Raw genomic sequence first — 24,689 nt, 5'->3', positions numbered from 1 at the left:
ACCCCGGAGCACCGCCTGACGACGCGGCGGTGTCCGGGTCCGGAATACCTAGGTCGGGGTCGGTCAGAACCACATCCCGCACAGCATCGAGGAGCGGACAGATGCCCATCGCAACCCCCGAGGTCTACAACGAGATGCTCGACCGGGCGAAGGCAGGCAAGTTCGCCTACCCGGCCATCAACGTGACCTCGTCGCAGACCCTGCACGCCGCCCTCCGTGGTTTCGCGGAGGCCGAGAGCGACGGCATCATCCAGATCTCCACCGGTGGCGCGGAGTTCGCGGGCGGGCAGTACAGCAAGGACATGGTGACCGGCGCGGTCGCGCTCGCCGAGTTCGCGCACATCGTCGCCGCCAAGTACGACATCACGGTCGCGCTGCACACCGACCACTGCCCGAAGGACAAGCTGGACACCTACGTCCGGCCGCTCATCGACATCTCCGCCGAGCGGGTCTCGCGCGGCGTGAACCCGCTGTTCCAGTCCCACATGTGGGACGGTTCCGCGGAGACCCTCGCGGACAACCTCGCCATCGGCCAGGAGCTGCTGGCCAAGGCCGCCGCCGCCAAGATCATCCTTGAGGTCGAGATCACCCCGACCGGCGGCGAGGAGGACGGCGTCACCCACGAGATCAACGACGAGCTGTACACCACCGTCGACGACGCGATCCGCACCGCCGAGGCCCTGGGCCTGGGCGAGAAGGGCCGCTACCTGCTCGCCGCGTCCTTCGGCAACGTGCACGGCGTGTACAAGCCGGGCAACGTCGTCCTCCGTCCGGAGCTCCTGAAGGACCTCCAGGAGGGCGTCGCCGCCAAGTTCGGCCAGCAGGACCCGTTCGACTTCGTGTTCCACGGCGGCTCGGGCTCCACCGTCGAGGAGATCGCGACCGCGCTGGAGAACGGCGTCGTCAAGATGAACATCGACACCGACACCCAGTACGCGTTCACGCGTCCCGTCGTGGCCCACATGTTCCAGAACTACGACGGCGTCCTCAAGGTCGACGGCGAGGTCGGCGCGAAGAAGCAGTACGACCCGCGCACCTGGGGCAAGCTCGCCGAGGCCGGCATGGCCGCGCGGATCACCGAGGCGTGCGCCAACCTGCGCTCCACGGGCACCCGCATCAAGTAGTCCCGCGACCCCGGCCCGCCCCGTACCGGCGGACGGGCCGCGCACCGCACCCGCGTACGACCGAGGTCCGGCCCCCCACCCAGGGGGGCCGGACCTCGGTCGTGTCCGGTCACCCTGGGGGGACGCCGTAGTGCGGGAAACGGAGGCGCTTCCCCCGCGCGCGGTGCGCGCCCCCGCGCACACGCTGGGTGAGGGCACCCACATCCCGCCACACCCCCCGCACCACCCCGGGGCACCTGGGAGACTGGAACCCATGGCCATTCACGAGAACCTGCTCGGGGGACCGCCCCCGACCCATCTGCCCGACGACCCCGGCCCCCGCGAACTGCTCGCCCAGGGCACCGCGTCCGCCGATGTCGCCGCCCAGTACCCCACCTCCTCCCTCGCCTGGGCGCAGCTCGCCGACGAGGCGTTCCAGCGGGGCAGCGTCGTGGAGTCGTACGCGTACGCCCGCACCGGCTACCACCGGGGCCTCGACGCGCTGCGCCGCAGCGGCTGGAAGGGCCACGGCCCGGTGCCGTGGGAGCACGAGCCGAACCGCGGCTTCCTGCGCGCCCTGCACGCCCTCGCGCGCGCCGCGCAGTCGATCGGCGAGCAGGAGGAGCACGCGCGCTGCGCGCAGTTCCTGAAGGACTCCTCCCCGACGGCCGCCCACACCCTGGGCTGACCCGCCGCGGTACCGGGCCCGCCCCCGCCGAGGTGGTGGCGGCCCGCACGGCCCGCCCGCCGTTCCCGGCCCGGGCGGGCCTTGCCGTGTTCCGGGTGATCGCGGAGGATGCGGGTGGGGACCGGGGCGCCCTGCCGAAGCGGCAGGGGCGGACCGCCACCCGGAACACGCACGGAGACAGCGATGTCCCACCAGGCACAGCAGGGCGGCGCCGCCCCGGGGGCGCCCGAAGCACCGCACCTCGACTTCCACGGCACGACGCCGTACGAGGACTACGTCCACGCGGACGTGCTCACCCATCTCCAGCAACCCCTGTCCGACGATCCGGGGGAAATGGTCTTCCTGGTGACGACCCAAGTCATGGAGCTGTGGTTCACCGTGATCGTCCACGAGTGGGAGACCGCCTCCGCGGCCCTGCGCGCCGACGACGTGCCCGCGGCGACCGCCGCGCTGAAGCGGTCCGTCCGGGAGCTCGACGCCCTCAACGCGTCCTGGCGCCCGCTCAGCGGACTCACCCCCGCCCAGTTCAACTCCTACCGGGACGCCCTCGGCGACGGCTCCGGCTTCCAGTCCGCGATGTACCGGCGGATGGAGTTCCTGCTCGGCGAGAAGTCCGCGTCGATGCTCGTCCCCCACCGCGGCGCACCCCGCGCGCACGCCGAACTCGACGAGGCGCTGCACGCACCGAGCCTCTACGACGAGGTGCTGCGGCTGCTCGCCCGCCGCGGCCACCCCGTCCCCGCGGCCGTCCTGGACCGTGACCCCGCCACCCGCTACGAGCCGTCGCCGCAGGTCGAGGACGTGTGGACGGCCCTGTACGCGGCCGAGCAGCCCGCCGGCAGCCCGGAGCCCGCCGGCAGTCCGGAGTCCACCGGTGGTTCGGAGTCCGCTGCCGGCGACGGCCCGCCGCCCGACCCGGAGCTGCTGCGGCTCGGCGAGGCACTGACCGACGTGGCGGAACTCGTCTGGCGCTGGCGCAACGACCACCTCTCCGCCACCCGCCGGGCCATGGGCGCCAAGCAGGGCACCGGCGGTTCGGCGGGCGTGGCTTGGCTGGAGAAGCGGGCCGCGAAGAACGTCTTCCCTGAGCTGTGGACCGCCCGGAGCCGGGTGTGAGGCCCGCGCTGGAGGGGAAGGCCGCCGCCCTGGACGCCGCCGACCCGTTGGCCGCCGTACGCGCACGCTTCCTCCGCGACGAGGACACCACCTACCTCGACGGCAACTCCCTGGGCGCACTGACCCGTTCGGTGCCCGCCCGCATCGACGAGGTGATCCGCCGGGAGTGGGGCGAGCTGCTGATCCGCTCCTGGGACCGAAGCGGCTGGTGGGACGCCCCCGAGCGCATCGGCGAACGGATCGCCCCCCTCGTGGGCGCCGCCCCGGGACAGGTCGTCGTCGCGGACTCCACCAGCGTGAACGTCTTCAAGGCGGTCGTCGCTGCGGTCCGCATGGCGCGCGGCGCGGACCCCGGCGGCGCGGTCCGGGACGAACTCGTCGTCGACTCCACCACGTTCCCCACCGACGGCTACATCGCGGAGTCCGCCGCCCGGATGACCGGCTGTGCGCTGCGCCCGGTGGAGCCTGGGGAGGTGCCCGCGGTACTCGGCCCGCGCACCGCCGCGGTGCTCCTCAACCACGTCGACTACCGCACGGGCCGCCTCCACGACCTGCCGGGCCTCACCCGGGCGGTGCACGCGGCGGGCGCGTACGCGATCTGGGACCTGTGCCACAGTGCGGGGGCGTTGCCGGTCGACCTGGACCTGCACGGGGTGGACCTCGCGGTCGGCTGCACGTACAAGTACCTGAACGGGGGCCCGGGTGCGCCCGCGTTCCTCTACGTGCGCCGCGACCTCCAACCGCGGTTCGACTCCCCGCTGCCCGGCTGGACGGGCCACCGCGAACCGTTCGGCATGCGCCCCGCGTACGAGCCGGCGCCCGGCGCGGGACGCGGTCGGGTCGGCACGCCGGACGTGCTCTCCCTGCTGGCGCTGGAGGAGGCGCTGACCGTCTGGGACGGCGTCACCGTCGAGGCCGTCCGCGCGAAGTCGCTCGCCCTGACGGACTTCTTCCTGGAGTGCGTGACGGCGTACGTCCCGCCCGGCCGGGTCGAGGTGGCCACGCCCTTGCCGCACGGGGAGCGGGGCAGTCAGGTCGCGTTGCGCTGCGAGGGCGCTGCCGCTGTGATGGGGGTGCTCGGTGAGCGGGGGGTGATCGGGGACCATCGGCCCCCGGACGTCCTCCGCTTCGGCTTCGCCCCGTTGTACGTCAGCTTCGCGGAGACGGAGCGGGCGGCGCGGGTCCTCGCGGGGGCGTTGGCGTAGGTCCCGCGGTTCTGCGGTGCGCTGTCCCGTGCGGGTGCGTGGTGGTTGCTCGCGCCGTTCCCCGCGCCCCTATCGGGACGCCCACCTGCGGTGCGCTGTTCGGTGCGGTGCACGGGAGCCCCACCGGCGCTGGTGGGGCTCCCGCGGATCAGAACGTGCTGAACCCGCCGGCCTTGACCTCCGTGACGAAGGATGTGAAGGCGTCGGCGGGGAGGTTCAGTATGGGTCCGCTGGGGTTCTTGGAGTCGCGGACGGGGACCGTGCCGGTTGCGGTGGCGTGTGCGGGCGCCCACTCGACGCACGAGCCACCGCCACCGCTGTATGAAGACTTGCGCCAGTTGCGGGGTTCTATCGTCACGAGATGCCCTTCCGTACCTGCTCGATCAAGGCCACAGACTCGGCCTGTGACAGCGCTTCGGTCTGTAGTTGATGGTAGGTCCTCACCAGTGGCATCACTGAAGTGCTTTCTCGGTCCAGGTATCCCTGGGTCTGGGACTCTACGTACGCGATCACGGACCGATCGGTCAGTGTCAGCAGATTGACCAGTCGATTGAAGGGCCGCAGTTCGCCCATGGTGTATGGCGCGATCTGTAGGGCCGTGTTCGGCAGACTGGCGAACTCCACCAGGTGCATCAACTGCTTGGCCATGATCTGAGGCCCGCCAACCTGGCAGCGGATGCAGCTCTCGTCCAAGACCGCGATGAGCATCGGCGGGTTGTCCCGCGTGAGGGCTGCCTGGCGCTCTACCAGCACCCCAACTCGTTGGTCAGCTTGCTCAGTCGAGATGGCGCCCCGCCTCACATATCCAGCTTCCACGGCCGCTGCGTACTCGCGGGTCTGGAGCGGTCCGGGGATGAGCCCTACTTCGAAGAGGCGGATTTCTTCGGCCCGCGCCTCATGCCTCACGTACTGGGGGAAGCCCTCAAGAAGGCTCCCGTTCTTCATGTCCCGGTAGGCGCGCTCGAACGACTCGGGGGCGGTTCCCAGCAGGCCGAATGCCTCGTCAGCTTTCCTCGCGCTATGAAGGGTTGGAGGTTTCCGAGCAGTTTCCAAGGCCGAGATGTGCTGACTTGAGCATTCCATCTCCTCGGCTAGCTGCTCCTGGGTCCAGCTCCGTGCCTCGCGTGCACTGCGTAGACGTGCGCCGTACGCCGCTACTGGGCCATCGTCCGGGTTCAGCGACTTTCGGTTCAAGATCCGTTCCAACCCTTCCTTCGGTTGGGCCAAGTTGAAGGCAACCCGGCCCTGGGCCACTCTCGAAGCGCTTGGTAGCAGAGTCGCTACGGAGAGGAGCGGTCGTGTGCGGCGAGACCGTAGTGCCGCAAGGACAGTCAGGCGAACTCGCAGTGGGTGACCTCGCGTTCGACACGGTGCGGGGTGTCGTGGGGGTGGTGATGGATGTGACGTGGGGTCCGGTGTACCTCCGTCCGCCGGGGGGTGGGGTCGAGTGGCACGTGCGTCGTGAGGACGTGCGTGCGGCGACGGTCGTGGACCGGCTCCGGCCCGCGCTGGTGGAGTCGAACGTACGCAGCAGTCGGGGTGGTGGTGTGCGGTGAGTCGGAGGTTTCGTCACATCGAGTGGACGTTGCGGCGGTTGGACTTCTGGGGGGCGCGTGCGTATGTGCAGTGCGTGTCGGGGGCGCCGTCGTGTGGTGCGGTGCCGCCGCCGGGGCCGGAGAGTCGGTCGGACGAGGGTTCGTTGCGGTGGGCCGAGCGGCACTTCCGGGAGACGGGTCATCGTCGGTTCGACCGGGCGCTGTTCGAGACGGTGCAGTGGGACCCGCCGGATGACGTCGACCCGCGGACGCTGCCGGGGGTGACGACGTGATCGGTCACCGTCCGCGGAGGGGGCGCCGTGGGCCGGCAGTGCTGGACGACCCGGTGCCCTTGTACGTGGCCGGGGTCGTCGACCAGTGCGCGTACCGGACCCTGGTGTTCGCGCAGGGGCGGGCCGTCGGCACCCCGCGACGCGGGCGGACGGTGCTGGGGTCGTTCGTGAGCCCGTACCCGGGGCGGGTGTTGCGGGGGCTCCGCGTGCAGGCGTTGCGGTGACACGTGACGCGCTGCTCGGCGGGCCGCCCGCCGAGTCCGGTGCGCACTGCTGCCTCTGCGGTTGCTGGACCACGGCTCCCGTGGTGATCGGGTACGGCAGCCAGAGCGGCGCGAACTTCGTCACGCACCGGGTCTGCCCCCGCCACGTGAACACCCCGGGAACGTGCACCGCGAACCACGACGCGGAGGGTTAGCGGAGCCTCACGCGGGCCGCGCGAGTCGCAGAAGGAGGGCGGGCTGTGTGGAGGAAGCCTCTTGCCTCCGGTGTTGAAGTGACCGAGTGATGCCAGAGAGGGGAGTCCGGTATGTCCATGTCTCGTTCCATCGGGAACGTGGGGGAAAAGCGGCTCGCGGACCAGCTCGGCACCTGGGAGATTCCCCACGGGGACCGGACCGTCGTGGCTGTCGATCGAGTCTCCGAAGTACCCCGCTCACTAGGGCATGAGGCCCTGACCTGACTTCCCCTGCCCGCAAGAGTGGGCGTCCCGCTCAGCAGGGGGGACCTGTTCCGCCGGATGAGAGAGGAGGAAGACACATGGACCAGGAGCACACGAAGGACACGACCGTGGAGACGGACGTTCCGACCGTCGTCGAACTGGGCGACGCTGCCGCACTGACGCGGGGTAGCACGTCGTCGTCGGTGGAGTCGAAGCAGACTCCGTACAGCTAGATCAGCGCCCCAAGCGGCCCCCGCGGAAGCAATCCCCTCGGGGGCCGCCCCGATGTGTAACGGCGGATGAGGTGATGAGTTGGAAGAACGCAAACCGCGGTGGTACGGCGGAGGCTCACCGGGCGACCGGCCTGCCGTAGTACCGACAGGCGCACGTCTGCTCTGGAGCGACCCCGCGCTGTGGGCCTCTGGTGACTGGCGGCCCGAGCACATCCGGAGTCTGGAACTCGGTGGCGCGCGTATCGCAGTGCTCGGCCCGTGCTCGGCCACGGAACACGACCTGGCCCGTGCCCTGTCGGCCCCCGATTTGGCGACGGTCGCGGGGACGTGGGCCGGGTCGCACACGGTTGTTCGGCTGACCGAGCGGGGCCGTGTGGAAGTCCTAGCTGACACAGGCGCGGCGTCGCCCCTCTACAGGGTCAGCATCCCGGGCGGGACGGTGTGGGGGTCCAGCGCGTTCGCGCTGTCCTCCCTCGTCGGCCACCGCGTCGATACCGGATGGCTCGCCGCGTACCTGCGGGACAAGCACGCGCCCGCTCCGGGTCGTAGCGCGTGGGCGGACGTGACACCGGTCCCCGCTGGTCATGTGCTGACGCTCGACGCCGGGGGGAGAGCGTCGCTCACTGCGTGGTGGAGGCCGACGAGACGAACCCCTCGCGAGGCATCGGCAGCACTTCGGCGCGCGCTCGGCAAGGGGGTCCGCGTGCGGGTCGAGGGGGTATCCGCGACGACGGACCTAGCGGGCATGGACTCGACCACGGTCGCATTGCTCGCCGCGCAGTACGGGCCCGTCACGGGCGTGACCGTGCACCCGGCTGGTATCACCGACGGCGGTGACATGCAGTACGCGCGGGCGCTGGATGTTCCCGGTCTCACCCGTGCGCCCTTCCCACTCGGCATTCGGCATCTGCCGTTCACGGCGACCGACGTACCGTTGCCCGCCACGGACGAGCCGGCACCGTCAACGGCCGCGTGGTCGATGTTCTCGGACCAACTCGGCACGACGGCCGCTGCGGGTTTCGCCTGCCACCTGACCGGCGACGGCGGAGACAATCTGTTCTTGTCCGCCCCCGCTCACCTTGCGGGTCTTGCACGTAGCGGGCACTGGATTCGGATGCTCAGGGACGCCCGAGACTGGGCACGTTTGCGCCGCCAGAGCCCGCGCCCGTTGATCGCTACCGCTCTGCGGGGTGACGCTGCCCGCATCGGCCGGTCGGATTTCGGGTGTCCCGGGTGGCTCGTGGCACCTGGGCCGAGGGCGAGCGCCTCCAGGGGTCCCGAAGCGGGCGCGGCGTTGGCGGCCGAGCTGCGGACGGTGGCCCGGTCTGCGAATGCGGAGATCCAGCTCGCGGACTCGCTCGGCGTGGCACTGCACAATCCCTACTTCGACGGGGCCGTCCTTGACGCGGTGGTATCGGCCCCCGTCGAACAGCGGTACTCGGTACGTCGGTACAAGCCGATGCTCGCCGACACGTTCGCTGATCTGTTGCCCGACGCGCACCGCAGGCGGGCCGCCAAGGGCTTGATGGTCGGCGACTTCCACCTTGGGCTTCGTGTCAACCGACGACGGGTGCTCGGCCTCGCGGACGGGCGCCTGGCTGCCCTCGGGCTCGTCGACCCCGGGCCGTTGCGCGCGACGATCCACGCGGCAGCCCTCGGTGCGGAGGCGATTTGGCCCCCGCTGCTGTCCGTCCTCGCCGCCGAGGTGTGGCTAGAGGCGGTCGAACGCGCGCCCGGCACCCATTGGACGCGGACCACATCGGCCACGGCGGACGCGCAATGAGCCGAACCAGTACCGTGGTCGCCCGTGCCGCCCACGCGTGTGTCGTGATCGACTACGACACGGGGTCAACCGAGCTGCACCCGACTTCCGATGAAGCAACGGCCATGGGTGCGACAGTCATTGACCTTCCGGACACGGTTCTGACGTGGGGGACCGTCGAACAGTCGGCAGCTCTTCCCGAGCCGACACCCATCCCGTTGCGGTGGCGGGTCGCTGCCGTGCCCGTCGTGCTCGTCACCGCTGCCGTGTGGAGCGTGGGTCGTCGCCGGGCACGGTTCTCCCGGCTGGTCCGGCTCGCGTGCTCGGGGCGCGATTTGCCCCCGGCCACAGCCTCCCAGGCTCGCTACGCTGTGCGCGCGGTTCGCTGGGCCGCACAATCCTTGCCGATGCGTTGGGCTTGTCTGGAGGACTCGACGGCTGCCGCGCTCTTGCTGACGGTCGTTCGACGCCGCGCCGAGTGGCGACACGGTGTAGCGCTCGATCCCGTGCGGCTACACGCCTGGATAGCCGACGCGGACGGGTCTCCGGTAGAAGAACCGACGGATACCGCGCTGTACACCACCACCTACACATCAGACGGGCCCGGGTCGGCACGGGCTCGCAGAGGAGTACGACCATGAGTGATCCGCACATCCTGTTGAGCGGCGAAGCGCTCGCCCTCGCTATGCCGCGCCAGGACATGCTGCCGAAGTACCACGCGTGGGAGAACGACCCCGGGACGATCAGCGGCTACGGCAACCAGTGGGCGCAGTCCTGGGAGGTTCGTGCCGCCGGATACGAGCGTCAGCGCGGCAACGAGCGCTTCCAGCAGTTCGAGGTGGTCCGGCTGGACGACGGTACGCCCGTGGGAATGACGATCCTGGAAGTCAACACCTATGTGCGCACGGCCGAGTTCGTGATGGTCCTCGCTCCGGAGGAACGCGGGAAGGGTTACGCCGCGGAGGCGGCTCGCCTGACGCTGGACTGGGCGTTCCACCTCGCCCACCTACGCATGGTGTGGCTCAAGGTGCTGGAGCCCAACGCGGCCGGAGTCAGCGCGTACGAGAAGGCGGGGTTCCGTCCCGGCGGCCGGCTCCGGCGGTCCGGGTACTGGCTCGGCAAACCCGTGGACGAGCTGCTCATGGACGCCGTACCCGAGGACTTCCCCGGAACGTCCGCAGTGGCCACCGCCCTCGGTACTTGACCCACCCTCGTCCGGGTCTGCTCCCGCCATGTGAACACCCCGGGAACGTGCACCGCGAACCACGACGCGGAGGGTTAGGGCCGCGGCGTCACGCACCCGCCCGAGCGGCCAGCATGAGTGCGAGAGGCCCGGCGGGGAGGAGGAAGCGGCCCTCGGCGGCGGCTCGTACGGCTTCGTCCAAGGGCCACCACGTCAGCTTGAAATCCAGTTCGCTGGGGGTCAACTGCTGTGGCCCCAGGGAGAGCCGGCGTGCCTCGAAGAGGTGGACACGGGCGGGCGAAGCCAGGGTGATGGCATAGGAGCCGAGTGGACTCCATGCTTCGGCGGTGATCCCCGCCTCCTCGGCGAGCTCTCGCCGGGCGCACTGCTCGGGGGTCTCGCCGTCCTCCCTGCGCCCGCCCGGCAGGAACAGGTACTCGCCGCCGTGGGTGGGGAAGTGAGCGGACAGGATCGCCACCTGTCCCTCCCCGTCCACGGCTACGACCACGGATGCGTCACGGGCAGGAGCGCTGGTGCTGTCGCGGCTCATGCGACGCGAGAGTAGCGGCCCCCGCCCAGCCGACCCGCACTGGACGGCCGGCGCCGGCCCCCACCGGTCGGGTGTGCGGGGCGCACCGCACACCGTGCTCGACGCGGTGACGGTCACCGCACTCGTACAACGGGGTAGTGGGTGGGCGTAAGGCGCGCCGTCCTCGCAGGCAGACGCCCCGATAGGGGCGCGAGGAACGGCGCGAGCAACCCCCACGCACCCGCACAGCACAACGCACCGCAGGTGACCGCCCCGAAAGGGGCGCGGGGAACTGCGCGAGCAACCACCACGCACCCGCAGGGGAACGTCTCGAAGGGGCGAGGGGAGCCCCTGGTACGGTCCCGCCGATCAGTTCCGCGCGAAACGAAGGGCCGAGCATGCCGGACGAAGACGACGACCCAGAAGCCGCAGCCGCAGCCACCGCGGAGGAAGCGTCCGCGTTCTCGCACCCGACCGTCCCCCCGGACGCCACCGCCGCGTACGGCCCCCACCCCGACCAGGTGATCGACTTCTACGCGCCCACCGCGCAGGGGGACCCCAACGGCCCCGCGTCCGCCCCCCTGGTCGTCGCGTTGCACGGCGGCGCCTGGCGGGCCCCGTACGACCGTGCGCACCTCAGCCCGTTCGCCGCGCACCTGGCGCGGACCGGTCTCGCCGTCGCCTCCGTCGAGTACCGCAGGGGCCCGGCGCCGCTGCCCGCGCAGCGGACGGAGACCCGCACCCCCGACGGACCCGTGGCCGGCCGCTGGCCCGACACCCTGGACGACGTCGCCGCGGCCCTGGACGCTCTGCCCGGGCTCGTCGCGCGGCTGCTGCCCGTCGCGGACGTCCGCCGCACCGTCCTGACCGGCCACAGCGCCGGCGGCCACCTCGCGCTGTGGGCCGCGTCCCGGCACGCGCTGCCGCCCGACGCCCCCTGGTTCCTGGAACGGCCGCCCGCCCTGCGCGGGGTCGTCGCGCTCGCCCCGATCGCGGACCTGCGCACCGCCACCGCGCTCGGCGTCTGCTCCGACGCGGCCCGGCAGTTCCTGGGCGGCCCGAGCACCTTCGAAGCGCGGTTGCCGTACGCCGATCCGGCGGCCCTGCTGCCCACCGGGATCGCGACGGTCCTGGTGCAGGGCGCCACCGACCGGGACGTGCCCCGCGCGGTCGCCGACGCCTATGCGGACGCCGCCGCGCGGGCCGGCGAGGAGGTGGGGCTCACCGTGCTGCCGGACGTCGGGCACTTCCCGCTGATCGACCCGGCGGCGGACGCCTGCGCGGTGGTCGCCGAGGAGATCGCCCAGCTCGCGTGGTGATCCGGAGTCCACGTAGGCCGTGTAGGCCGTGTAGGCCGTGTAGTCGTGTAGTCCGTGTAGTACCTGAGGGGGACCCCGGCGAACCCGTCTCGCAGGGGACGACCGGGTCCGGCGGGGCGCTTACCTTCGTAGGGTGACGCAGACCCAGCAGATACCGAGTCCGAGGCCGGCCGCCGGTTCCTCCAGCCCCGAGTACGACCTCGTGAGGGACGTGTTCGGCGGGCTGCGCGAGGACATGTTCCGGAACGCCTTCGCCTACCGTCCCCTCGGCCCGCTCCGCGCGGACCGCGGCATCGCCACCTGGTTCGGCGGGCGCGGCGCGTGGGCGCCGCACGTGCTGGTCACGGCCCTCGCGGCGTTCACGTGTTTCGCCGGGGCCGTGTCCGCGTACGGGGCCCCGGAGCTGGCCGCCCTGATCATGGGCGCGCTGCCCGCGCTGGCGGTGGTGCTGACGATGGTCCGCCCGGTCCTCGCGTTCTTCGCCTCGTTGGCCTCGGTGCCCGTCATCGTCGCGCTGAGCGGTTTCGACGGCGGCACCTGGCCGTGGACCGGGGCCGGGTTCTTCGCGCACCTGGTGATCGTGACGGTGGTGACGATCCGGACCCGGACCCGTACGGGCCTGTGGATGTGGGTGCTGACCTCGCTGTTCGCGACGGGCGTCGCCTCCGTGGACCGCGGTTACAACTCGGACTCCTGGGCGATGGTGATCCTGTCGGGGGTGCTGGTGCTGCTGGTCACCCTGTGGCACGTGCGGCGGGAGGCCAGCCAGGTGGTGGCCGCGGAGCGCACGGTGACCGCCGTGGAGCGGGACCGGCGCACCCTGCTGGAGGAGCGCACCACGATCGCCCGCGAGCTGCACGACGTGGTCGCCCACCACATGTCCGTCGTCGCGATCCAGGCGGAGGCGGCCCCGTACCGGGTGGAGAACCCGCCGCCGGAGCTGGAGCAGGCGTTCGTCACCATCCGGGAGAACGCGGTGGCGGCCCTCACCGAGCTGCGCCGCGTGCTCGGGGTGGTCCGCGCCGAGGACTACGAGGCGCCGGACGCCCCGCAGCCGACCCTCGCCGACCTGGACGCCCTGCTCGCCAACGTCCGTGACACGGGTCTCGACGTCACCAAGACGGTGACGGGCGCGGTGCGGGAGCTGCCGCCGGGCGTCGAACTGTCGGCGTACCGGATCGTGCAGGAGGCGCTGAGCAACAGCCTGCGGCACGCGCCGGGCGCGGCGGCCCGGGTGGAGGTCGGCTATGTGCTCGGCGGCCTCGGACTGCGGGTGGTGAACGGGCCCGCGCGGGGTCTGGTGAAGCCGTCCCCGGGCGCCGGCCACGGGATCACCGGGATGCGGGAGCGGGTGGCGATGCTGGGCGGCGAGATGACGGCGGACGACCAGGAGGACGGCGGCTACGAGGTCGCGGTGTTCCTTCCCGTCCGGGCCGTGGAGGAGCAGGCATGACGATCCGGGTGCTGGTCGTCGACGACCAGATGATGGTGCGCGAGGGCTTCTCGGTGCTGCTCAACGCGATGCCCGACATCGAGGTCGTCGGGGAGGCGGTCAACGGCCGCGAGGCGGTGGAACGGGTGCGGGAGCTGGCGCCGGACGTCGTCCTGATGGACATCCGGATGCCGGAGCTGAACGGGCTGGACGCCACCCGGGAGATCGTCGCGGCGGGCGGCGGGACGAAGGTCCTCGTCCTGACCACGTTCGACCTCGACGAGTACGTGTACCAGGCGCTGCGCGCGGGCGCTTCGGGCTTCCTGCTGAAGGACGCTTCGGCCCGGCAACTCGCGGACGGCGTGCGGGTGGTGGCCGCCGGTGAGGCGCTGCTCGCGCCGAGCGTCACCCGGCGGTTGATCACCGAGTTCTCCAAGCTGTCGGGCGAGCCGCGGTCCCTGGTCACGACGCAGAGCGCGTACGGGGAGCTGACCGAACGGGAGACGGAGGTCCTGGTGCTGATCGCCCAGGGCCTGTCCAACCAGGAGATCGCCTCGCGGCTGGTGGTCGCCGAATCGACGGTGAAGACCCATGTGAGCCGCATCCTGGTCAAGTTGGGGCTGCGGGACCGCACGCAGGCGGCGGTGTTCGCGTACGAGGCCCGGTTGGTCACCCCGGGCTGAGGTCCCGTGGGCCCGTGGTGCGGACGGGTCCCGGTGGGCGGTCAGAGGATGGTGCGCCAGTTCCAGGGGCGCGGGCCGCGGCGTCCCCGGAGGGAGTCGACCCGCTGTTGGGCGTCGGCGTGCCAGTCGGGCCGGCCCACCGCGTACCGGACGGCGTACGACACCATGCGTAACTCCCGTACCGCGGCCATCAGTTCGTAACCCGCCCAGGCGGTCACGTCGGTCCCGTAGGACGTGCAGAAGTCGGCGTACTCGGCGGAGGTCACCGTACCGACCGTGCCGATCTTCGCGGCGGTCGCGACGAGGTCCCACTCGGGCGGTCCGACACAGGCCCGCTCGAAGTCGATCAGCACCGGGTCCGGGGTCAGGACGACGTTCCCGAGCCAGGCGTCCCCGTGCACCACGCAGTGCGGCAGCCCCGCGGGCAGGGTGGCCCACCGGGCGCGCAGTTCCTCGTACCGGCGGTGCAGCCAGGCCCGGTCGTCGGCGGGGGTCGTGGTGGCGGCGGCGATCCGCTCGGGGACCCGGACGAAGGGGTCGAGCCGGCCGAGTTCCCAGTCCGGCAGCGGCAGGGCGTGCAGCCGTTTCAGCAGGTCGACCACGTCCGCGGTGGTGCCGCGCCGGTGCGGCGGCAGCTCCTCCCAGAAGGTCACCGGATGCCCCAGCGCCTCCACCGGTTGCGCCACCGGCAGCGGGCGCACCGCGGGCACCCCCTGCTCGGCGAGCCACCGGGCCACCCGCACCTCCCGTGCGGCGGCGGCGCCCTGACCGGGGCGGACGATCCGTACGATCACCCGGCCGGGCAGGCGCCAGATCTCGTTCTCGGCGAGCCGGACCGGCTCGGCACCCCGGGCGGCGAACCCGGCCGCACGGCAGGCGACTTCCAGGACGGACACGGAACCCTCGGGCGCGGCGGGCGGCGTCATGGTCGGCACGGTAGCGGCGGTGCGGCGCGGGCGACAGAACGCCGTCCGCCACCTCGGGGGTCCCGGTGGCACAGGTCAGGACGAGGTGAGGTCCCGGCGCCGCAGTGCCGCGAGCCCCGCCGCCACCAGCCCCGCCGCGAGCGCCGTCAGCACCAGGACCGGCGCCCACCGCAGCTCCTCCCCGGGCAGCTTGGGCAGATGCCCGAACGGTGACGACTCCAGTACCCAGGAGGGGAGTTCCAGTGCGGGACCGAGCCAGCCGAGCAGCAGCACCGCGCCCGCAACGGCCCAGGACCCGGCCGCCCACCGCGGTGACGCCCCGGTCAGCAGCACGGCGAGCCCGCCGACCGCCCACACCGCCGGCAGCTGCACCAGGGATGCGGCCAGCGCCTGCCCCGGGTCCTTCCCGTAGCCGAGGGCGAGTCCCGCCCCGCTCAGCAGCAGGAGCAGCGCGGACCCGCCGAAGGCCACCAGCAGATGGCCGGCCGCCCAGCTGGTGCGGCTCACGGGCGCCGCCAGCAGCGGTTCGGCGCGCCCCGAGGTCTCCTCGCCGTGCAGCCGCAGCACCGAGGAGACGACGTACAGCCCGGCGACCAGCCCGAAGATCCCGGCCATCGTGCCGAGGAACGCCTCGGTGATCGCGGAGGCGCCGCCCATCCGCTGGATGATCTCCCGGGTCCGTTCGTTGTTCCCGACGAGGTCCCCGGCGCCGGCCGTGATGCCGCCGAAGGCGACCCCGCTGACCAGGAAGCCCGCGCCCCAGCCGAAGAGGCTGCCGCGCTGGAGTCGCCAGGCCAGTGCCCCGGCGGTGCGCAGTTCGCCCCGGGCGGGTCCGGGGCGGCTGGGCAGGAAGCTCATGCCGAGGTCACGCCGGTCGGCGAGCCGGTACGCCACCGCGCCCTGGACGAGGACGGCCGCGCCCAGCAGCGCGAGCACCCACCAGCGTTCGCCGGCGAAGGCGCGCAGGTTCTCCGTCCAGCCGAGGGGCGAGAGCCAGGTCAGCGGGGACGAGCCGTCGGCGGTGCCGGAGTCCCCGGCCGCGCGCAGCACGAACGCGGCGCCGAGCACCCCCGCCGTCAGGCCCTTGGCGAGCCGCCCGTTCTCGGTGAGCTGGGCGGCGATCGCGGCGGTGGCGGCGAAGACCAGTCCGGTGCCGCCGACGCCCAGCCCCAGCGCGAGCGCGCCCGCCCCGCCCTCGCCCCGGAGCCCGGCGGTGATCAGCAGGGCGAGTGCCGCATTGGCGACGGCGGCGGCCAGCAGGGCCGCGGTGAGCGGGGCGCGGCGTCCGACGACCGTCGAGGACACGAGTTCCTGGCGTCCGCTCTCCTCCTCGTCGCGGGTGTGCCGGACCACCAGCAGCAGGCTCATGATCCCGGCGAACAGGGCGGCGAAGACACCGATGCGCATGGCGGTGAGCGCGCCGATCGAGTCGCCGAAGGAGGGCCCGTACATCGCCCGCAGGGAACTGTTCGCGGCGATCGACCGGGCGAACTCGGCGCGTTCGGCGGAGGTGTCGTACAGGTCGGCGAGGGTGCCGGGGATGCTGACGACCATCGCGGCGATGACGAGCACCCACACCGGCAGCGTCACCCGGTCGCGGCGCAGGGCGAGCCGCAGCAGGGTGCCCGTGCCGGTGAACGGTCCGGACCCGCGGACCGTCCGCGTACGGGTCCCGGCGGCCGGGGCGACGGCACTCATCGGGCCACCGCCCCGGCCGTGGACTCGCCGTCCTGGTAGTGGCGCAGGAAGAGTTCCTCCAGGGTGGGTGGCGTCGAGGTCAGCGAGCGGACCCCGGACCCGGTGAGGGCGCGCAGGACGCCGTCGAGCTGGTCGGTGTCGACCTGGAGGCGGACCCGGTGGCCCTGCACCTCCACGTCGTGCACCCCGGGCAGTTGCTCCAACGGGCCGGGCAGAGCGGCCAGTTCGGCGCTGACGCTGGTACGGGTCAGATGCCGCAGTTCGGCCAGCGAACCCGATTCGACGGTGCGGCCCTGCCGGATGATGCTCACCCGGTCGCACAGCGTCTCCACCTCGCTGAGCAGGTGGGAGGAGAGCAGCACGGTACGGCCGCGGTCGCGTTCCTCGCCGACGCAGTCCTGGAACACCTCCTCCATCAAGGGGTCGAGGCCCGAGGTCGGCTCGTCCAGGACCAGCAGTTCCACGTCGGAGGCGAGGGCGGCGACGAGGGCGACCTTCTGCCGGTTGCCCTTGGAGTAGGTGCGACCCTTCTTCGTCGGGTCGAGCTCGAAGCGTTCGACGAGCCGGTCGCGTCGGTTCCGGTCGAGTCCGCCGCGCAGTCGCCCGAACAGGTCGATGACCTCGCCCCCGCTGAGGTTGCGCCACAGGGTCACGTCCCCGGGCACGTAGGCGAGCTTGCGGTGCAGGTCGACGGCGTCGCGCCACGGGTCGCCGCCGAGCACCCGGGTGCTGCCGCCGTCGGCCCGCAGGAGTCCGAGCAGGACCCGGATGGTGGTGGACTTCCCGGCGCCGTTGGGTCCGAGGAAGCCGTGCACCTCGCCCGTCTCCACGGTGAGGTCGAGTCCGTCCAGCGCCCTGGTGCGGCCGAAGGACTTGTGCAGCCCGGCCACGCTGATTGCCTTCGTCATGCTTCGGAACGTACGCTTCTTTCAGAAGTTTGTGAAGATAGGAAACCGTATAACCTCCTTACGGGTGCTGCGCGACACGGGGAGATGATCGGGGCATGGCGGAGAACGACCGGGGGGCCGAACGCGACGAGGCCAAGGTCAACCGCTTCGTCGAGCACTTCGCGGCGCAACTCGTCAGCGCGGGCATGCCGTCCATGCCGGCCCGGGTGTTCGCGGCGATCCTCTCCTCCGACCGGGGGTACATGACCTCTGCGGAACTGGGGGAGCAGCTACGGGTCAGCCCCGCCGCGGTGTCGGGCGCGGTGCGGTACCTGTCGCAGCAGCACATGGTGTCCCGCGAACGGGAACCCGGCTCGCGGCGCGAACGGTACGTGGTGCACGGCACCCAGTGGTTCCAGGCGCTCACCAACCGGGACGCGGTGCTGAAGCGGTGGGCCGAGGCGATGCGCGAAGGGGTCGCCAGCTTGGGGGCGGGGTCGCCGGCCGGGCGTCGACTGACCGAGACCTTGCTGTTCTTCGAGTTCCTGGAGTCGGAGTTGGCCGAGCTCATGACCCGGTGGGAGGCCCACCGGCGCTCACTGGAACTCTGACCCTGCGGGTCGGGGCGCCCTGCGGGTCGGCGCGCCTTGCGGTTGGGGCGTTCACCTGCGGTGGGCTGTTCCGTGGGGGTGCGGCGCGTTGTCCGGTGCGGGTGCGTCGTGGTTGCTCGCGCCGTTCCCCGCGCACCTTCGGGGGCGCGCCTATGGGAGGCGGGGCGCACCCTCTTGGGGGTTCACCTGAGGCGAGCTGTGCCCGTTGGTCAGATGCGGTCGACGGGGATGCCTGCGGCTTGTGCTTCGAGCACGGGGGCCGCGGTTCCGCCGCCCTTGCCCGACGGCGGCTCGCCGTCCCACACGGCCGCCAACCGGTCTGCACGTTGGAGCAGTTCGGAGTTGGCGGCGGCGGGTGCGTCGCCGACCACGCGCACGGAGTCGGGGCTGTCAGTGATAGGTCCGCTGATGGCCACGCGGACTACGGTAGGGCGTCGACCGCGCGGGACCAGGGGAACGACTTCGCGTCGCCCTGTTTCGGTGGGTGGGGGGTGTACCCGTCCGGTCCGACGAGGACCCGTACGCCTTGCGCGCGTAGCCGCTCCACCGAGGCGGTCACCGCGGGCTGCGCTCCCTGCGCCTGGTTGAAGTACGGCATCGCCACGACGGGCACGCCCAAGTGCACGCCCTCCGCGGGCAGGCCGATCGCCAGCGTGTCCGAGATCCCGGCGCCCCACTTGTTCAGCGTCGTGCACGACATCGGGGCGACCAGCATCGCCGCGGCCCTCGGTAGTGCGTCCGTCTGCCACGGCAGCTTGTACTGCGACCGCACCGGATGCCCGGTCAGTTCCTCCAATTCGCTCATCCGGGGAGCCCACCAGCCTGCCGCGGACGGCGTCAGCACCAGACAGACGTCCCAGCCCGCGCCTTGCGCGATCCGCACCCCCTCGTCCACGTACTGGGTCGGCCCGGCAGCGCACGCGATCAGATACAGAACCCGCTGACTGGTCATCCGCGCAGTCCACACGCTTTCGAGAGCTGCTGCAATGCCTCACCCGGCTGCGGATGCACGCTGATGAGGGTCTTGACCAGGTGTACGGTCGACGGGCGCCTGCGCACCTCTTCGGGGGCCAACGCATCAGCTTCGAGAAGCGATTGCACCGCTGCGTCCTTGCGCCGTGTCAGGAGTTGAGCGCGTGCCATCGAGAGGCGGTGTTGCGCACGCCGCTCCTTGGCGAGGTTGGCGATGAACGTGTCGTCCAGTCCGCTCGCCGCCTCAAGCGCTGACCATCCGTCCTCGAACCGCACCAGCACGTCGATCCGGTGAAGTCCCACGTTGGTGGGTCCGAACGCGGTCCAGTCGGCGTTGAGGTCGGACCCTTGCTGCTGGGCCACGTCGGCAGCGGCTTCGACGAGGTCGGTCGCGGACCGGATCGCGCGACTGGACTTCTCTTTTTCCCCTGATGCGGCGAGGGCGGCATTCAGGTAGAGCATTCCCAACGTCGACAGACCCACTGGGCCGCGGCCTCTGAGGTCACTCGCCAGTCGGGTGGCGGATGCGGTGGCGAAGGCAGCGGCGGCGGTTCCGCGTCCCTGACTCACCATGCTCTTCGCCACACGCCGGGACGCTGCGCCGATCGCGACCGGATCAGCAGACTGCTCAGCAGCGATGAGGGCTCGATCAGCGGCAATGGCTGCTTGGACCTTCGTGCTCTCTCCGTACTTGTGGAGGAAGGATGCGGTTAGTTGGTACACGCGTGAGAGAAGCCCTTGTGCCTCGCAGTTGCCGGATGGAGCTGCTGCAACCAAGCGGTGTGCCGACACGATGAGAGCTGGTAGGTGCTTGCCGAGCGACGCGTAGTGGCACGCCTGGAACGCCTCGCAGCAGTAGGCGAGCTGCCGTCGTAGTGCGGCAGTCGGCAGGCAGGCTCCTTCGCAGTCGCCAGCCCGGGCCAGCACGTCGTGTCGGTCCAGTACGTCCAGCACGGGGACCGCCTCAACGGGCACCGCGACGATGTCGCACTCTGCCCGCTGATCGTTCAACAGGCACTCCAGGGGCACCCGCAGTACTTCGGCTGCGCGGATCAGCACCGACAGACGAGGGTCCTGCTGGCGTTGTCCGCCTTCCAGGTCCTGTACCCAGCGTCTCGTCTGCCCCATCAGGTGCCCGAAGTCGGCTTGGGTGAAGCCGCGGCGATCGCGCCAGTATGCGATTCGGCGGCTGATGCCTTCTGCGTCCACGGCGTGCTCCCAGAGCAAGGCACGCACTTTGCGTGCATGCCTCCGTTCTACCGGGTCTTACGGTGCGTGCACTGCCGATTACCAGATGGGGTACGCCATGGACAGGATCGTCGCGCCTACCACCGACCCGCCGACTCCCTTGTTGACCGACCGCCTCACCGAGTGGGCGCGGTCCCGTGATGTGGGTGAGCGGGCGGCGGTCGCTGCGCTGATCCAGGAGGGTGACGTGCTGGCCCGCGGGGACGTCCGTGACCTGCTCGTGGTGGATTCGGGGAGGGTGGCGTCGTTGGACTGGCCGCGGTTCGAGGGTCAGTATCGTACGGCCCTCGTCCTCGACACCAGCGAGCGGGCGTTCTTGGACTTGGTGGTGGCGGTGGGGTTTCCGCGACTCGTGCCGCTCTGGCAGGTGGAGAACTTGGGTGAGCGGCGGCTTGCGATCGTGTTGCGTGCGTTGGCGGCGTTGGCCGGGGTGGACACGATTGCGGTGGGTACGCGGGCGTGGTGATGTTCTGCGTGCGGTGTCTGCTGCCGATTCGTGAGGGTCAGCAGTATGACGCGCAGGTGCGTCAGTCCCCGGTCGGCACCCTGTACCGGGCCTACGCCCACGTGGAGTGCCCTGCCCCTGGGCCTGCTCGGGTCGTTGTGTCGGTGGAGCGGGTCGCGGTCACGCGCCGGTACTTGGACCACGTCACGACCTGCGCCGACTGCACTTCCGGTCACCTTGGCTGCTCGGACGGTCGGGAGTTGCGTGCGGCGTGGAAGGCCACGGCCGGACCCGGACCTGACGCCGAGGCTCGGTAGCCGCGCCGTGAGCCCGCGTACCGAACAGGTGCTGTACGTCCTGACGCTCGCCGCGTTGCTCGGCGTCCTCGCGTACGGCATCACCACCCACCCCTGAACCACCCCTCGCCGGGTCACCTTCGTCAACCCTGCCCGTCACCCAAGGGACACCCATGCGCCGCACCCGCCTCCACTGCGCCCGCTGTCAACAACCCATCCGCCCCTGGCAGCGCCGTACCCACCTACTCAGCTACTCCGACTCCGGGCCCGGCACCACCCTCCACTTCCACCAGCACTGCATCCCGGCCACCACACCCTGTGCCCCCTGCCTGAAGGCCCGCATCTTCGGCCTGCCCGAACACACCTGCCACCTCTGGACCCCCACCAGCCCCGAGATCCACCAAGGCCGGCTACGACTCCGCCTGCACGACCGGCCCCAACTTTGCCCGTGCCCCTGCCGCACCCAGAACCATGCCCGACGGGGCACCAACCGCTAGGCAGACGCCATACTTTGACCCTGTGCAGAAGCGTCTCGACAGGGGGAGGATTCACAAGTGCAGCAGGCGAAACCCGTGCTCACCTTTTCAGTCGCTTTGGGTGATTGGTCGGATTCTGGACTTGTTAATGAAAACGGCCCTTCGGCCGGCTAACGTCGCAGGTCAGCTCCTCTGCTCCCCGCGCACGCGGGGATGGACCCAACAGCGGCAACGACGACGACGAAGACGACTCCTGCTCCCCGCGCACGCGGGGATGGACCTCGCCGCCACGTGCTCTCGGTCGGCTGCCTCCGCTGCTCCCCGCGCACGCGGGGATGGACCCCCGAACAGCACCGCGTCCGACGGCGGCAACAACTGCTCCCCGCGCACGCGGGGATGGACCCGTCACGACGCAGACCGACGACGGCGAGAGCGTCTGCTCCCCGCGCACGCGGGGATGGACCCCCGGTCGCACAGCAGCCACCCGCGCTCAACACCTGCTCCCCGCGCACGCGGGGATGGACCCATGCATGACCCCGGGCGCGACCGGGAGGAGAACTGCTCCCCGCGCACGCGGGGATGGACCCCGGGTGCTGTTGCCCGGGGTGTCGGTGCTGGCCTGCTCCCCGCGCCCGCGGGGATGGACCCGCCGAGTGCCGGGCCCTCGCCGAACACGTCGACTGCTCCCCGCGCACGCGGGGATGGACCCATCGCCTTCAACATCGCCCTGGGCAGGCTGGGCTGCTCCCCGCACCCGCGGGGATCCCATCCGCCAAGTCGCCGCACCGCGACGGCCCACCGAAAGAGCAACCCGGAACCCGAGCCCCAGGCACCCCCGAGCCCCAGGCACCCCGAACCGCAGGCACCCCCGAGCCCCACGGACCCCCACGCGCCCCGCCGACCCCTCACCCCCCAAGCCCCCCTCACCCCCCAGGCAACGTCAGACTCCACCCACCCGGCCGACAGCTCCAGGTCCGCCGCCGAACCGGGCCGGAGGCCACCGCGTCGACGTAGTACCGGAAGTCCGCCCCGGACACACTCACCACCCGCCCCCGAGCCCTCCGCACCCGCGCCCCCACCCCCGCATCGGCCCACCGCACCTCCACCTCGCACAGCCCGCCCTCACCCGGCGTCACCCCGACCGACTCGACGACCTCCCCGAGGTCCACCACGGTCCGCCCGTCCACCTCGACCCGCACCCGCCCCTGAACCCGACCTCGGTCCTGACCCCGACCGCGGGCCCGCGCCCCCGCGGCCCCCGTACCCCACGCGCCGGCGCCGCCGCCCCGCACCCGTGCCAGGAGGGCCCGCAGCGGTCCGCCGCCAGCCGCAACCGCGGGCGTCCCGTCGCCGCACGGAATGCGGAGCCCGCCGAGCACCACGCCGTCGCTGTCGTCCACCAGCAGGTCGAGCCGGCGCCCGGCCCCCTCCAGCACCGTGCGCGCCGCGCCGACCGCCTCGGTGGGCACGCCCAGCGACTTGGCGAGCGAGACCTCGTGCCCGATGGGGACGAGGGACAGCACGGTCGTGGCCAGCACCCGTTCCCGGTGCAGCAGGGTCACGGTCCGTAGCAGAGCGTGGTCGTCGCCGATCACGACGGGACGGCGATTGCCGCGTCTGGCCAGGGATCGGGCGAATTCTTCGGGGTTGTTCGGCAGGCACACTTTCAGGCCCGCACCCGCGCTGAGCACGTCTTTCGCGATCCGGACCGACTCCCCGTCGTGGTGCCGGGCGACCGGATCGACGAGGACCAGCAGCTGGTCGGAAACCGACACCTCGGTCCTGCCTCGCTTCCTCGGGTAGCATCTTTGTGCAAGAGCCCCTTGCGCTATTGCGCCAGGGGCTTCGTCTATTCCGGGGCACCGGTCCGACGGGTGTGCGGCCGACGAGGGTCGCCGGGGTGTGCGACACGTACGCCCCTGACCCTGGACATGCCCCGCCCGGAAGGGGTGTACGCCTGTGCCCGCACTTGTGCTGCTCGGTGCTCAGTGGGGTGATGAGGGCAAGGGGAAGGCCACCGACCTGCTCGGTGGCTCGGTGGACTACGTGGTGCGCTACCAGGGCGGCAACAACGCCGGCCACACGGTCGTCGTCGGCGACCAGAAGTATGCGCTCCACCTGCTCCCCTCCGGAATCCTCTCACCGGACTGTGTTCCCGTCATCGGCAACGGTGTCGTCGTGGACCCGTCGGTCCTGCTCTCCGAGCTGAGCGGCCTGAACGACCGCGGTGTCGACACGTCCAAGCTGCTGCTCAGCGGAAACGCACACATCATCACGCCGTACAGCGTCACCGTCGACAAGGTCACGGAACGTTTCCTCGGCAAGCGCAAGATCGGCACGACCGGACGCGGTATCGGCCCGACGTACGCGGACAAGATCAACCGCGTGGGCATCCGGGTCCAGGACCTGTACGACGAGTCGATCCTCACCCAGAAGGTGGAGGCGTCGCTCGACTTCAAGAACCAGGTGCTCGCGAAGCTGTACAACCGCCGCGCGATCGCCGTCAGTCAGGTCGTGGAGGAGCTGCTCGGCTACGCGGAGCAGATCAAGGGCTACGTCGCCGACACCACGCTGATCCTGAACCAGGCGCTGGACGAGGACAAGGTCGTCCTGTTCGAGGGCGGCCAGGGCACCCTCCTGGACATCGACCACGGCACGTACCCCTTCGTGACCTCGTCCAACCCGACCGCGGGCGGCGCCTGCACGGGTTCCGGTGTGGGTCCGACCCGGATCAGCCGGGTGATCGGCATCCTGAAGGCGTACACCACCCGGGTCGGCGCCGGCCCGTTCCCGACCGAGCTGTTCGACGCGGACGGCGAGGCGCTGCGGCGCATCGGCGGCGAGCGCGGCGTGACCACCGGCCGGGACCGTCGCTGCGGCTGGTTCGACGCGCCGATCGCGCGTTACGCGACCCGGGTCAACGGTCTGACGGACTTCTTCCTCACCAAGCTGGACGTGCTCACCGGCTGGGAGCAGATCCCGGTCTGCGTCGCGTACGAGATCGACGGCAAGCGCGTCGAGGAGCTGCCGTACTCGCAGACGGACTTCCACCACGCGAAGCCGATCTACGAGAACCTGCCCGGTTGGACCGAGGACATCACCGAGGCCAAGACGTTCGCGGACCTGCCGAAGAACGCGCAGGCGTACGTCAAGGCGCTGGAGGAGATGTCGGGCGCTCCGATCTCCGCGATCGGCGTCGGCCCGGGCCGGACCCAGACGATCGAGGTCAACTCGTTCCTCTGAGCACGGCCGAGTAGCTGAGCACGGCCGAGCGGCCGTGTAGCTGACGCGCCCCGTGATCGGTCACTGATCGATCATGGGGCGTGTTGCGTTTTCCGGAATAGGCTGGACCGTGCAAGGGGGGCAGCGTTCCAACGGTTCTACGGCC

At 71.3% G+C, this 24,689-nt stretch carries 27 protein-coding genes and 1 CRISPR repeat array; of the genes, 17 read left to right on the top strand and 10 right to left on the bottom strand.

The features are described from left to right. Nucleotides 1-101: 101 nt before the first annotated feature. From fbaA to ACFV88_RS01500, 4 genes are all read left to right on the top strand, one after another. Nucleotides 102-1,124 (top strand): class II fructose-bisphosphate aldolase, encoded by a 1,023-nt coding sequence (gene fbaA / locus ACFV88_RS01515; RefSeq protein ID WP_385484776.1) that lies wholly within the window; start codon nt 102-104, stop codon nt 1,122-1,124. A gap of 253 nt (nt 1,125-1,377) precedes the next feature. Further along, nucleotides 1,378-1,791, top strand: coding sequence for a DUF3151 domain-containing protein (locus ACFV88_RS01510; protein WP_385484774.1), 414 nt, complete (start codon nt 1,378-1,380; stop codon nt 1,789-1,791). A 183-nt stretch (nt 1,792-1,974) separates the two neighbouring features. Continuing rightward, a complete protein-coding gene (locus tag ACFV88_RS01505; RefSeq protein ID WP_385484772.1) occupies nt 1,975-2,907 on the top strand; it encodes a tryptophan 2,3-dioxygenase family protein in 933 nt (310 codons plus the stop codon). Further along, the gene (locus ACFV88_RS01500; protein WP_385484770.1) at nt 2,904-4,112 is read left to right on the top strand and encodes a kynureninase; all 1,209 of its coding nucleotides are present in this window, start codon (nt 2,904-2,906) and stop codon (nt 4,110-4,112) included. The genes ACFV88_RS01505 and ACFV88_RS01500 overlap by 4 nt, the downstream gene beginning before the upstream one ends. 148 nt (nt 4,113-4,260) lie before the next feature. On the opposite strand, the gene ACFV88_RS01495 is transcribed toward ACFV88_RS01500, so the two are convergent. Both ACFV88_RS01495 and ACFV88_RS01490 read right to left on the bottom strand, forming a co-directional pair. Beyond that, a complete protein-coding gene (locus ACFV88_RS01495) occupies nt 4,261-4,470 on the bottom strand; it encodes a DUF397 domain-containing protein (protein ID WP_385484768.1) in 210 nt (69 codons plus the stop codon). Next, nucleotides 4,467-5,309 carry a Scr1 family TA system antitoxin-like transcriptional regulator gene (locus tag ACFV88_RS01490; protein ID WP_385485177.1) on the bottom strand — a complete coding sequence of 281 codons (843 nt, stop codon included), beginning with the start codon at nt 5,307-5,309 and terminating at the stop codon, nt 4,467-4,469. Before ACFV88_RS01490 ends, ACFV88_RS01495 begins: the two co-directional genes overlap by 4 nt. Nucleotides 5,310-5,993: 684 nt before the next feature. Between ACFV88_RS01490 and ACFV88_RS01485 the strand changes: the two genes are divergently transcribed. The 6 genes from ACFV88_RS01485 to ACFV88_RS01460 all read left to right on the top strand — a co-directional run bounded on the left by ACFV88_RS01485 (nt 5,994) and on the right by ACFV88_RS01460 (nt 9,800). Next, nucleotides 5,994-6,164: a hypothetical protein gene (locus tag ACFV88_RS01485; RefSeq protein ID WP_385484766.1), complete on the top strand. Its 171-nt coding sequence runs from the start codon at nt 5,994-5,996 to the stop codon at nt 6,162-6,164. Next, entirely contained in the window at nt 6,161-6,358 is a 198-nt protein-coding gene (locus tag ACFV88_RS01480; RefSeq protein ID WP_385484764.1) for a hypothetical protein, read from the top strand. The genes ACFV88_RS01485 and ACFV88_RS01480 overlap by 4 nt, the downstream gene beginning before the upstream one ends. 341 nt (nt 6,359-6,699) lie before the next feature. Next, nucleotides 6,700-6,834 carry an albusnodin family lasso peptide gene (locus tag ACFV88_RS01475; RefSeq protein ID WP_385484762.1) on the top strand — a complete coding sequence of 45 codons (135 nt, stop codon included), beginning with the start codon at nt 6,700-6,702 and terminating at the stop codon, nt 6,832-6,834. A gap of 79 nt (nt 6,835-6,913) precedes the next feature. Then, complete coding sequence (locus ACFV88_RS01470; RefSeq protein WP_385484760.1) at nt 6,914-8,617, top strand: albusnodin/ikarugamycin family macrolactam cyclase; 1,704 nt, start codon at nt 6,914-6,916, stop codon at nt 8,615-8,617. Further along, nucleotides 8,614-9,237, top strand: coding sequence for a lasso peptide biosynthesis B2 protein (locus ACFV88_RS01465; protein WP_385484758.1), 624 nt, complete (start codon nt 8,614-8,616; stop codon nt 9,235-9,237). The genes ACFV88_RS01470 and ACFV88_RS01465 overlap by 4 nt, the downstream gene beginning before the upstream one ends. Beyond that, a complete protein-coding gene (locus ACFV88_RS01460; RefSeq protein ID WP_385484755.1) occupies nt 9,234-9,800 on the top strand; it encodes a GNAT family N-acetyltransferase in 567 nt (188 codons plus the stop codon). Before ACFV88_RS01465 ends, ACFV88_RS01460 begins: the two co-directional genes overlap by 4 nt. Before the next feature lie 88 nt (nt 9,801-9,888). On the opposite strand, the gene ACFV88_RS01455 is transcribed toward ACFV88_RS01460, so the two are convergent. Next, nucleotides 9,889-10,329, bottom strand: coding sequence for an NUDIX hydrolase (locus ACFV88_RS01455; RefSeq protein WP_385484752.1), 441 nt, complete (start codon nt 10,327-10,329; stop codon nt 9,889-9,891). Nucleotides 10,330-10,706: 377 nt separating this feature from the next. On the opposite strand from ACFV88_RS01455, the gene ACFV88_RS01450 reads away from it, so the two are divergent. The 3 genes from ACFV88_RS01450 (at nt 10,707) to ACFV88_RS01440 (ending at nt 13,742) form a co-directional block, all read left to right on the top strand. Further along, nucleotides 10,707-11,627 (top strand): alpha/beta hydrolase family protein, encoded by a 921-nt coding sequence (locus ACFV88_RS01450; RefSeq protein ID WP_385484749.1) that lies wholly within the window; start codon nt 10,707-10,709, stop codon nt 11,625-11,627. Nucleotides 11,628-11,760: 133 nt separating this feature from the next. Continuing rightward, a complete protein-coding gene (locus ACFV88_RS01445) occupies nt 11,761-13,080 on the top strand; it encodes a sensor histidine kinase (RefSeq protein WP_385484746.1) in 1,320 nt (439 codons plus the stop codon). Further along, complete coding sequence (locus tag ACFV88_RS01440) at nt 13,077-13,742, top strand: response regulator (RefSeq protein ID WP_385484743.1); 666 nt, start codon at nt 13,077-13,079, stop codon at nt 13,740-13,742. The genes ACFV88_RS01445 and ACFV88_RS01440 overlap by 4 nt, the downstream gene beginning before the upstream one ends. Before the next feature lie 41 nt (nt 13,743-13,783). Here the strand turns inward: ACFV88_RS01440 and ACFV88_RS01435 are convergent, their stop codons facing one another. The 3 genes from ACFV88_RS01435 to ACFV88_RS01425 all read right to left on the bottom strand — a co-directional run bounded on the left by ACFV88_RS01435 (nt 13,784) and on the right by ACFV88_RS01425 (nt 17,274). Continuing rightward, nucleotides 13,784-14,668: a phosphotransferase family protein gene (locus ACFV88_RS01435; protein ID WP_385484740.1), complete on the bottom strand. Its 885-nt coding sequence runs from the start codon at nt 14,666-14,668 to the stop codon at nt 13,784-13,786. Between the two features lie 75 nt (nt 14,669-14,743). Beyond that, complete coding sequence (locus tag ACFV88_RS01430) at nt 14,744-16,366, bottom strand: ABC transporter permease (RefSeq protein WP_385484737.1); 1,623 nt, start codon at nt 16,364-16,366, stop codon at nt 14,744-14,746. Next, nucleotides 16,363-17,274 carry an ATP-binding cassette domain-containing protein gene (locus ACFV88_RS01425; protein WP_385484734.1) on the bottom strand — a complete coding sequence of 304 codons (912 nt, stop codon included), beginning with the start codon at nt 17,272-17,274 and terminating at the stop codon, nt 16,363-16,365. The genes ACFV88_RS01430 and ACFV88_RS01425 overlap by 4 nt, the downstream gene beginning before the upstream one ends. Before the next feature lie 95 nt (nt 17,275-17,369). Between ACFV88_RS01425 and ACFV88_RS01420 the strand changes: the two genes are divergently transcribed. Next, nucleotides 17,370-17,864, top strand: coding sequence for a GbsR/MarR family transcriptional regulator (locus tag ACFV88_RS01420; RefSeq protein WP_385484731.1), 495 nt, complete (start codon nt 17,370-17,372; stop codon nt 17,862-17,864). 209 nt (nt 17,865-18,073) lie between these two features. On the opposite strand, the gene ACFV88_RS01415 is transcribed toward ACFV88_RS01420, so the two are convergent. The 3 genes from ACFV88_RS01415 to ACFV88_RS01405 are packed head-to-tail and all read right to left on the bottom strand — an operon-like array spanning nt 18,074 to nt 20,045. After that, a complete protein-coding gene (locus ACFV88_RS01415; protein WP_385485199.1) occupies nt 18,074-18,280 on the bottom strand; it encodes a hypothetical protein in 207 nt (68 codons plus the stop codon). A 5-nt stretch (nt 18,281-18,285) separates the two neighbouring features. Continuing rightward, nucleotides 18,286-18,816, bottom strand: coding sequence for a flavoprotein (locus ACFV88_RS01410; protein ID WP_385484728.1), 531 nt, complete (start codon nt 18,814-18,816; stop codon nt 18,286-18,288). Next, on the bottom strand, nt 18,813-20,045 hold the full coding sequence (locus ACFV88_RS01405; protein WP_385484725.1) for a helix-turn-helix domain-containing protein: 1,233 nt from the start codon (nt 20,043-20,045) through the stop codon (nt 18,813-18,815). The genes ACFV88_RS01410 and ACFV88_RS01405 overlap by 4 nt, the downstream gene beginning before the upstream one ends. A gap of 97 nt (nt 20,046-20,142) precedes the next feature. Between ACFV88_RS01405 and ACFV88_RS01400 the strand changes: the two genes are divergently transcribed. Next, entirely contained in the window at nt 20,143-20,550 is a 408-nt protein-coding gene (locus tag ACFV88_RS01400; RefSeq protein WP_385484722.1) for a hypothetical protein, read from the top strand. Nucleotides 20,551-20,998: 448 nt separating this feature from the next. Continuing rightward, nucleotides 20,999-21,322, top strand: a complete 324-nt coding sequence (locus ACFV88_RS01395) for a hypothetical protein (RefSeq protein WP_385484719.1) — start codon at nt 20,999-21,001, stop codon at nt 21,320-21,322. Nucleotides 21,323-21,493: 171 nt separating this feature from the next. Continuing rightward, nucleotides 21,494-22,071: a CRISPR direct-repeat array (repeat unit 28 nt; unit sequence CTGCTCCCCGCGCACGCGGGGATGGACC). 153 nt (nt 22,072-22,224) lie between these two features. Here ACFV88_RS01395 and ACFV88_RS01390 read toward each other — a convergent pair. Beyond that, the gene (locus tag ACFV88_RS01390; protein ID WP_385484716.1) at nt 22,225-23,076 is read right to left on the bottom strand and encodes a diacylglycerol kinase; all 852 of its coding nucleotides are present in this window, start codon (nt 23,074-23,076) and stop codon (nt 22,225-22,227) included. A gap of 184 nt (nt 23,077-23,260) precedes the next feature. On the opposite strand from ACFV88_RS01390, the gene ACFV88_RS01385 reads away from it, so the two are divergent. Further along, entirely contained in the window at nt 23,261-24,544 is a 1,284-nt protein-coding gene (locus tag ACFV88_RS01385; protein WP_385484714.1) for an adenylosuccinate synthase, read from the top strand. The last annotated feature ends 145 nt before the right edge of the window (nt 24,545-24,689 follow it).

This window comes from Streptomyces sp. NPDC059816, assembly GCF_042732055.1.
GTDB lineage: Bacteria > Actinomycetota > Actinomycetes > Streptomycetales > Streptomycetaceae > Streptomyces.
Note: the sequence above shows the minus strand (reverse complement) of the source record. Positions and strands in the feature narration are given on the sequence as shown.